The sequence below is a fragment of the Pleurocapsa minor HA4230-MV1 genome, assembly GCA_019359095.1.
In the GTDB taxonomy this organism is placed as follows: Bacteria; Cyanobacteriota; Cyanobacteriia; order Cyanobacteriales; family Xenococcaceae; genus Waterburya; species Waterburya minor.
The window spans coordinates 25,041-34,190 of record JAHHHZ010000009.1 but is presented as its reverse complement, the minus strand read 5'-3'; the positions used below and the strand labels follow the sequence as shown (position 1 = coordinate 34,190).

At 37.8% G+C, this 9,150-nt stretch carries 6 protein-coding genes and 2 tRNA genes; 5 read left to right on the top strand and 3 right to left on the bottom strand.

The annotated features are described in order from the left end of the window. Nucleotides 1-396: 396 nt before the first annotated feature. Together KME09_02255 and KME09_02250 are read left to right on the top strand one after the other, a co-directional pair. On the top strand, nucleotides 397-1,062 hold the full coding sequence (locus KME09_02255; GenBank protein ID MBW4532735.1) for a cytochrome b N-terminal domain-containing protein: 666 nt from the start codon (nucleotides 397-399) through the stop codon (nucleotides 1,060-1,062). 124 nt (nucleotides 1,063-1,186) lie between these two features. Continuing rightward, nucleotides 1,187-1,259: transfer RNA gene (locus KME09_02250), tRNA-Arg, on the top strand. Nucleotides 1,260-1,408: 149 nt separating this feature from the next. Here the strand turns inward: KME09_02250 and egtD are convergent. Further along, nucleotides 1,409-2,437 carry an L-histidine N(alpha)-methyltransferase gene (gene egtD / locus KME09_02245; protein MBW4532734.1) on the bottom strand — a complete coding sequence of 343 codons (1,029 nt, stop codon included), beginning with the start codon at nucleotides 2,435-2,437 and terminating at the stop codon, nucleotides 1,409-1,411. 211 nt (nucleotides 2,438-2,648) lie between these two features. On the opposite strand from egtD, the gene KME09_02240 reads away from it, so the two are divergent. From KME09_02240 to KME09_02230, 3 genes are all read left to right on the top strand, one after another. Continuing rightward, nucleotides 2,649-3,758 carry an S-(hydroxymethyl)glutathione dehydrogenase/class III alcohol dehydrogenase gene (locus tag KME09_02240; protein MBW4532733.1) on the top strand — a complete coding sequence of 370 codons (1,110 nt, stop codon included), beginning with the start codon at nucleotides 2,649-2,651 and terminating at the stop codon, nucleotides 3,756-3,758. A 402-nt stretch (nucleotides 3,759-4,160) separates the two neighbouring features. Further along, nucleotides 4,161-5,660, top strand: a complete 1,500-nt coding sequence (locus KME09_02235) for a 2-succinylbenzoate--CoA ligase (GenBank protein MBW4532732.1) — start codon at nucleotides 4,161-4,163, stop codon at nucleotides 5,658-5,660. Continuing rightward, entirely contained in the window at nucleotides 5,660-6,496 is an 837-nt protein-coding gene (locus KME09_02230; protein MBW4532731.1) for a Tab2/Atab2 family RNA-binding protein, read from the top strand. The genes KME09_02235 and KME09_02230 overlap by 1 nt, the downstream gene beginning before the upstream one ends. 36 nt (nucleotides 6,497-6,532) lie before the next feature. On the opposite strand, the gene KME09_02225 is transcribed toward KME09_02230, so the two are convergent. Further along, a tRNA-Ser gene (locus tag KME09_02225) sits at nucleotides 6,533-6,619 on the bottom strand. A 174-nt stretch (nucleotides 6,620-6,793) separates the two neighbouring features. After that, complete coding sequence (locus tag KME09_02220; protein MBW4532730.1) at nucleotides 6,794-9,031, bottom strand: ComEC/Rec2 family competence protein; 2,238 nt, start codon at nucleotides 9,029-9,031, stop codon at nucleotides 6,794-6,796. Between the last annotated feature and the right edge of the window lie 119 nt (nucleotides 9,032-9,150).

Genomic DNA, 9,150 nt, shown 5'->3' with positions numbered 1-9,150 from the left:
CGCCGTAAGGGGAAAGCTGTTATAGGTAGTTCCGTAACTAATAGTACCCTAAAGGAAGTTCTGACTGCCTTGCGAGGTTCTCAGAAGCCAGCGTTGTATGCGTAGCATCAACGTCTGGAGAAGTCACAGATAGCTGGCAAAATAAGTAAATTAGTCAGCCATTTTCCAGCAGAGTGGTCAGAATACCAAGATTGGCTCAGAGACATTATTGCTTCTCGCTCAGTTCTGCAAAAGCTTTATCCAGCTTGGCAAACTAGGGTGATTTTTCGCTGGCGTTTATTATATTTTGTCGCTTATGTGGGGACTATTATGGTTGTTAATCGACTGCTGAAAAAACTGCAAAATTTGTTCAACTTTATCATCCCCTCAACCGCAGTTACAACTATCATCCAGTTTATGAAACTCGTTCAATATCGCTATATCCTTCAACGAACGGCTACATTTTTAGCGGTAGCAGAACTTACCCTTTGTGCGATCGCAGCTTTTACGGGTATTTTGCTCGCGTTCTATTATCAGCCTACGGCACTTGGAGCTTACAAATCTTTGAGCATGATTGTGAATGAAGTGACCAATGGCTCACTTATTCTGAGTTTACATAATCTTGCTGGTCATAGTTTGATTGTCTTAGCTTTGGTTCAAATCGTGGTCATGTTTTTAGGGCGACAATTTTTACTGTCTTGGTTAACTGCTTGGATTAGCAGTATCTGTCTAGCCCTCACTGCTATTGGTCTTAGTTGGACAGCGATTATTTTAAATTGGGAACAAACCAGTTTCTGGCGTTTTAAAATCGAACTAGGCATAGTTGCATCGATTCCTCTGGTGGGTTCAAGCCTGCGAGATCTCTTGTCAGGTGGAGATGGGATTAACAGCATCACTTTGCAGCATATGTACGCCCTACATAGCTATATTCTGGTCATTGTAGCTATTTTCTTCTCTATTACTCATCTGACTGCTCTTATTTGCCAAGAGCAAAACTGGAAACCTGAAGCTAAACGATTTAGATTAATACAGCTATATAGTGAGTATATTTCAAAAGAGGATGCTTCATCAGAATTGCTTTAGTTTATCTTTGTTCAGGCAAGAGGTCTATCTAAAGTAATTGATTAATTATTAAGATGGAGCAAGTTACCTTTCGCTTACTGTATGATGAAAAATGAAACAGTAAAATTTTATTGATACTGTTTGCGGGCGCGTGGCTCAGGGGATAGAGCAATAGATTCCGGTTCTATAGGTCGGGGGTTCAAATCCCTCCGCGCTCATGCTTTACTATCGTTTGCATGTCTAGGGTTAAATTTCAACCTATAGAATTATACGGGCTGATAGTTTTTAACTATTTAACTCATAGTAAATTAAAATGCGATCGCCATACAAGTTGATTGTTCGATTCTAAATTATTACCAGGCTATTTCTATGCGGATGGCAATTGAACCAGTAATAAACCAAACCATTGTTGAGCATCGGTGTAGGTTTTAATTAAATTTAAATTGCGATCGCTTAAATATTTTGCCATTTTTTCTAGGTTGAATTTGCGAGAGATTTCGGTCAGGATTTTTTCTGTTTTTTTTAGTTCAATAGTTAAATTTAGATTCGCTAAAGTGACAGTTTGTTCTTGCTGACTAATTAAATACATTTCAATTTGATGTTCGGTTTGATTATAAATAGCTTGATGTTTAAATAAATCGAGATTAAAGTTGCCAGCAAAACGATGATTGAGGTGTTGCAACATATTGAGATTAAAGGCTGCGGTAACTCCTTGGGAATCATTGTAGGCTGCTTCTAATATTTCGACAGGTTTTTGTAAGTCGATACCGAGTAAAAAATAATCTCCAGGATTTAATGCTGATGTTACTTGATTGATAAAGCGATCGCATTTTGGGGAATTAAAATTACCAATGCTACTACCTAAAAAGATAATTATTCTTTTACCTAAAAAGCTATTTTTTAGCTGTTTTAATGCTTGGCTATAAGTTGCTACTTTCCCTTCTATTTTAAGTTGAGGGTAATCAGCTAATAATTTATTAGCACTTACTTTAAGTATGCTGTCACTAACATCAACAGGGGTATAGTATAAAGGAATATTTAATGTTTGATAAGCATCAAATAAATAGCGTGTTTTAGTGGAGCTGCCACTACCTAATTCAACTAACTCAACTGCTTGAGTCTGATGGACAATTTCTGTGGCGTATTGCTGAAGAATACTAGCTTCGGTGCGAGTTGGATAATATTCTTGTAACTGACATATTTTTTCAAATAATTGAGAGCCTTTACTATCATAAAAATAACGAGCGGGAAGAGATTTTTGCTTTTGAGTTAAACCGTTAATTACATCCTGAATATCATCTTTTTCAACTGCTTTAAAATCTAACAGATAATCAATTTTTAATCTTGTTGCTTGGGAATCTTGACTGTTTTTTGCTGACTGAGAAAAAGCTGACATATTGGATCTTGATTATTTATCTAAATAATTTTGTTTAGTAATACTCATAACTAATTACAAAGCATTACTTTTATATTTAACTAAGAAATTGTTTACTTATTTACATGCTGCAAAGTTTATTAAAAACTTGAAATAGTTCCTCGATCTTGAATTAAGCTAAGATTTTCTTAATGGTAGAAATCACTAAGTAATTTATTTGGGAAAGACAAGCATGGATGTTAAAGCTGCGGTGGCTTTTGCTTCAGGTAAACCTCTAAGTATTGAAACGGTGCAGTTAGAAGCACCACAAGCGGGAGAGGTATTAATCGAAATAAAAGCGACAGGGGTATGTCATACCGATGCTTATACTCTCTCTGGAGCGGATCCAGAAGGTTTGTTCCCCACTATTTTAGGACATGAGGGTGCGGGAATTGTGGCAGAAGTTGGCGAAGGCGTTACCAGTGTTAAACCAGGAGATCGGGTAATTCCCCTCTATACGCCAGAATGTCGGCAATGTGCTTACTGTCTGAGTCAGAAAACTAACCTCTGTCAAGCAATTCGTAGTACTCAAGGTAAAGGCGTAATGCCTAATGGTACTAGTAGATTTTCTTATCAGGGAGAAAAGCTATATCATTACATGGGTACATCTACCTTTGCTAACTATACCGTCTTGCCAGAAATTGCGGTTGCTAAAATTCGGCATGATGCCCCTTTAGATAAGGTATGTTTGATTGGTTGTGGGGTAACAACTGGGTTGGGTGCGGTAATTAACACAGCAAAAGTCGAGCCTGGAGCAAATGTAGTGGTGTTTGGCTTAGGCGGTATTGGCTTAAACGTCATTCAAGGGGCAAAAATGGTGGGTGCCAGCAAGATTGTGGGAGTAGATCTTAATCCTGATAAACAGGCAATGGCGAAAAATTATGGTATGACTGACTTTGTGAACCCCAAAGAGATTGACGGTGATCTCGTTGAGTATCTCGTGGAATTAACAGGGGGTGGTGCAGATTATAGCTTTGAGTGTATCGGTAACGTGCAGGTAATGCGTCAGGCTTTGGAATGCTGTCATAAGGGTTGGGGAGTTTCTACCGTTATTGGTGTTGCAGGTGCTGGGGAAGAAATCAGCACTCGTCCATTTCAGTTAGTAACTGGTAGAGTCTGGAAAGGTAGTGCTTTTGGTGGTGCTAGAGGGCGGACAGATGTACCAAAAATTGTTGATTGGTATATGGAAGGAAAAATTAATATTGATGATCTGGTAACTCATACGATGCCAATTGAGCAAATCAATGAAGCATTTGATTTGATGCATAAAGGAGAATCTATTCGCAGCGTGGTTACTTTTTAAATTAAACTTTTACATTCAACTTTTACAAGTCAAATTCATAAGTTAGGTAGATTATTTTGAGCTAGTTGCTGAAATTGAGCTACCTGGATTGTTCGCTTCCATAAAGTTGAGATATTTTAAGCCAACAATACCAAATACAATAAAAATAAAAATTGCTGAAAAAGCAGTAGCACGCTCAAACATAGTTTTAAACCATACTATTAGTTGACTATTGATTTAATTGTGAACTAAATTAATTAGTTTGCCATTGGTTTTTCTACATAACTTTCTTGACCATAAATTAATAAATTGTCAGTGTTTGTATGGATTATATAGTTGCTTACTCGTAATAGAATTTTCGGTAACTAAACATACATTTGTTTAATAACCTATTATTTTGCTTTAAATTATTCAACTCAGAACATGAACTATGATTTATTAAACTATTTAAAATCATTGAATAATCAAGATTGGTTATGGTGTTATGAGAACAATAGCGATCGAGAATTAAATGATGATGGGTATAATAATCGACAATTTGAACAGCTAATTGATGCTAAATTGGCGCAAATATCTGCTTTGATAACTGAATGTTCGGATCAACCAGCTATTTTTCTGGTTGAAACCAAACCAATTAATTTTATAGCTGCTCTTCTAGCTGGGGTAATCACGGAGGTAAATTTATTCCTCTGCGATCCTGCTTGGCAAATACAGGAATGGCAGCAGGTACTAAATTTAGTTCAGCCTGATTTAATCTTAGGCGACGACACAATTAAGTCTTTGATTACCAAACTAAAATTAACGCCACAGAATGCGCCAGATTTAATTACTAACTCTAAATTTACTAAATTTATCCCTCACTCACCGATCATGATTCCCACTGGCGGTAGTTCAGGCAAAATTAAATTTGCGATGCACAGTTGGGGTACTTTGACAGCATCAGTCAACGGCTTTAAAGACTTCTTTCAGTGCCAAAAGATTAATTCAGTTTGTACTTTGCCGCTCTATCATGTAAGTGGTTTAATGCAGCTAATGCGATCGCTTTTAACTCAAGGTAATTTAATTATCTGTCCGTATCAATTAATTGTCACTGAGTTAATCAACCTCAATCAAGCAGATTATTTTATCTCTTTAGTACCTACCCAACTACAGTTTTTACTTAACTCTACGCCTAGTTGCTTAAAAAAATTTAAAACAGTTTTAGTTGGTGGCGCACCACCAAAGCGATCGCTGTTAAATACCGCTAGGGAATATAATATTCCTATCGCTCTTACTTATGGAATGACCGAAACTGCCTCTGGAGTTGTGGCACTAAAGCCTCAAGATTTTTTATCTGGCAATAACAGTAGTGGTCAAGTTTTACCCCATGCACGGGTAAAGATAGATAGTACTCAATTAGCCAATCGTGCAGGCGAATTGTCTGTTGAGCCAACAAAACCTATCGAGCAGCAAATTGGTTTAATTCAGATTAACACTGCTGCTTTGTGTTTGGGCTATTATCCCCAGCTATTTCACTCATCACAAGTATTTACCACTGATGATCTCGGTTACTTTGATGGTGATGGTTATTTACATTTACTAGGTAGAAACAGTCAGAAGATAATTACAGGAGGCGAAAAGGTTTTTCCTGCTGAAGTAGAAGCCACAATTTACTCAACTAAGTTAGTTCAAGATGTCTGCGTAGTTGGCATTCAAGATCAAAAATGGGGAGAGGCAGTTACGGCGGTATATGTCCCTCTCAAACCAGCAGACAATTTAACTTTAAACTTAAACTTAATTAAACAACAAATTAAATCGCAATTAGCTAAATATAAACAACCAAAATATTGGCTTGAAGTCGATAGAATTCCTCGCAATGATCGAGGTAAAGTTAATTATCAGCAATTAAAAGCGATCGCAATTGAGATTATTAATAGTAAATAATGAATATCTGGCAAGCTGATTTTTATCATCATCCATCGCCATTAGGAAATGAGCGACAATGGGAATTAGTAATATGCAGTTCCAATATCGAGCTGAACATTCAGACAATACAACCAATTTATACAGCGCAATGTTTATCAAAAGATGCCAATGCTAATTGGTTAGAACAGCAGATATTGCTTGCAGCAGCAGGAAAACTACCCGACAAAATTCAAATATTTCGCCCTCAATCCCTTGGTTTAATATCTGTCGTCGCTGAAAAGTTAGACATTAAAGTTGAAGCTACCAGAAATACTCAGGCATTAAAACAGGTATTAAAGGAAAAATATCAAGATCGACCCAACTATAATCCCATTCTACTAGAAAAAGCGCCTCCCCAAGCACTACCTGAAAATCTTTGGGGTGATAAGTGGCAAATTGCTAATATAGCTGCGGGACAAATTATTGATTTATTTAGCGATCGCCCAATTCCTATTAACAGCATTCCTCGCGAATTTTATCCAATCAACTTAAATCTTCCCTCCGATATTTTTATTCCTGGGATAGTAGTTTATGGCGGAAAAAAATCAATGCAGCTTGCTCGTTGGATTGAGCAACAAATCCCCGCTTTTATTAACTATATTCCGACTGAAGTTGGTAAGTCAGGAGGTTTTATTTTAGAGACTGGCTTAGTAGATCGTTGGGTATTTAATACTTTTGAATCTCAACAAGCTGAAGAAATTGCCAGAAAGTATGAACAGAATAAACAGGCTAGTAAAGGATTACATTTTCTCTTAATTCAGCCTGATGATTCAGAGATGACAACTACAGCATTTTGGTTATTAAGACATAGTTAACTAAAAATGCTTTTGACATAATACTTTTTACATGTACGGAGAGGGGGGGATTCGAACCCCCGTTAAGTTTGACCCTAAAATAGTTTTCGAGACTACCGCATTCAACCGCTCTGCCACCTCTCCAAATCCAAAAATTTATTTTGGGGTGATCTAAAGCACAGAGTCATTTTACTGAGGTTTGGTACAAAATGGCTAATAATTATTAAAAATTATCAAAAGCTTTTAGCTAATTGGGTTTTAGACCCTGGTTAAAAATCGATTCCCATTGATTAACCAAGCTAAGAGCTATTAAATGTCTTAGTTCAATTGATTGTGTGCTTGAATTATTCCTCGCTTGGGAGTCCAGCGAATTACTGATTCTACTGCGGTGTTGTGGAATTCAATCTGTTTTTGTTGTAGTATTTGTTTAAGATCATGAGTAATCTGGTCGTTAGATGCGATCGCCATTTTCGGCTGTAATAGTTCGAGCCATCTGGATGCAATATTTCCTGAAAACAAGATGACTAACTGTTGGGATGCTAGATGATGTTGTTTGATGTAAGCTTCAATTTTCTGGTTTACATTGTCTGTGTTTGCTGGTTTGCCAATAATTAACCAGCTATAGTCCGCTATTTGAATATTAATCAGGTTTAAATCTTTATCCATCGTCAGACGAGCAGATTTAGTCATAATTTCGGGAAATGTGCCATTGAGTGCAGTTTTGATGGCGGGTAAATTATGTGATTCTGAGGCAAAAATAGCCTTGGTTCGGACACGCTGACTGATTGCCAACCATTCTGTAGAGGAATTGGAACTATTGTCATATGCCAGTCCATAATCGATGGTGTTAATTCCTTGTTGTGCCAAGAAAGGTAATAGGTTGTATTTAGCCTGGTTATTTTGACCGCTATTAATTAAGATCACTTTACTTTGATCTTGAACCACAATTATCGGTGATTGCTGAGTAGCTAAAACAGCGATCTGAACTTGAGCTGAATTGTAGATCGTTGTGGAGATAATAACGACTATGGGCAAGATTAACCCCAGCCACCAGCGTCTTTGCCACCATTTACTAAACCAGATTAAAATAAATAGTCCATAGATGGCTAATAGCATCCCCAGAGGAATTTGTCCCACCGCCCAAGTACTTCCTGGTAAGCTACTAGAGAATTCAGCAATGCCAATCAACAACGTTGTAGGATAAAACAAGCAAGAGGCGATCGCACTACCAGCAGCAGGTATAATTAAAGCTGCCATCGCACTGATCATGCCTCCCAAGCTAATTATGGTAATCAGAGGAGTGCAGAGAATATTCACCACAATACTGTAGGTAGCTAGAGTATTAAATTCATAGCAGAGTAACGGCAATACCCAGATTGATGCAGCAAGAGGCACAGCAACTAAAGAGGCAATAGTAATCGGTAGCCAGTCTAATTTTGCCTCGAGTTTTGGGAGAGTGACAATCAAGCCTAAAGTTGCCAAAAAACTAAGTTTAAAGCCCAAATCGTTAATCAATAAAGGATCAAATAGTAAAATAATTACTGCTGCCAAGAACAGAGATCCTAATGGTTTAACTTTAGTCTCCATCGTTACTGCCAGCAAGACGGCAATTCCCATCAAACAAGCGCGCAATACTGAAGCCTGAATTCCTGTTAAGCCCAAATAAATAATTAGCGTCCCGATTCCCATCGCTAAGCGAGATTTCGCAGTAATTCGTTCGGTTAATTTCAAAATTAAGCCTAACAATAGAGATGTTTGAAAGCCAGATGCAGCAAGCACATGAGCTAATCCTGCGACAATAAAGCGATCGCGAATATCCCTCGGCAAATCGACCGCTTTACTCCCCAAAACAATTGAACTAACTAATTGCCCTACAGGACTACCCAACCCCTGTAAATGGCTCCGCACAATGCGCTGTCGCAGTCTCCACCAACCCCATGCAAGTTCTTTCTGCTCAACCTGGGCTTTTGTCCCCTGGATACCTGCAAATATTCCCTGACGAGCTAAATACTGTTTAAAATCAAAGTCATTAGCATTAGTCGCTGGTGGGGGTAAATAGAGAAATCCCGTTAAGCTTAACTGTTGTCCTGGATAAATACCCGTTCCTTGTAGCAAAGGCAAAGTTGCATAAAGCTTCCCTGAAACAGTTTCACCATCAATTTGAGCTACTTTAAGCCAAAACTTCAGACGCTGGTTCTCGTTCAATCTTAGTTCGTTTAAAACTGTCCCTGTGACATTAACTAATAGGCGATTACCCTTCGGGTAAGCTTCGCGATCGCTTTTACTAATCTGATAGCTAATATCGTTGTACTGCGGTTGCGGAATCCTTAACTGGAAATAAACTACGGCAAAGATCGCCACGATGCAAGCCAAAAACCAAACACGAGCTTTAATTTTGCTACAGTTCGCCATAAACACGGCTAATGTGAGCAAGATTACCGACACAATCACCAACCGTTTGAAAACTAAACCAGAAGTCGAATCAATAATTAAATTAGTTGACAATAAGCCGATAATGTACGCTAGCCCAATAATTATCCAGTTAGTGCGAGTCATAAACCAGCTGCTAAACAACGCATCCCAGTAAAACACACCACTATAAATTTGGCTTTCCCATCACATTTTTTAGATTGTGATCTGAATTATTGGCATTTTTTAACAAAACTTAATACAAT

Excerpts from the sequence above, each read along its gene's own strand:
- KME09_02240 (MBW4532733.1), top strand. The coding sequence starts at position 2,649 with ATGGATGTTAAAGCTGCGGTGGCTTTTGCTTCAGGTAAACCTCTAAGT.
- KME09_02255 (MBW4532735.1), top strand. The coding sequence starts at position 397 with ATGAAACTCGTTCAATATCGCTATATCCTTCAACGAACGGCTACATTT.
- KME09_02235 (MBW4532732.1), top strand. The coding sequence starts at position 4,161 with ATGAACTATGATTTATTAAACTATTTAAAATCATTGAATAATCAAGAT.
- KME09_02230 (MBW4532731.1), top strand. The coding sequence starts at position 5,660 with ATGAATATCTGGCAAGCTGATTTTTATCATCATCCATCGCCATTAGGA.
- KME09_02220 (MBW4532730.1), bottom strand. The coding sequence starts at position 9,031 with ATGACTCGCACTAACTGGATAATTATTGGGCTAGCGTACATTATCGGC.
- egtD (MBW4532734.1), bottom strand. The coding sequence starts at position 2,437 with ATGTCAGCTTTTTCTCAGTCAGCAAAAAACAGTCAAGATTCCCAAGCA.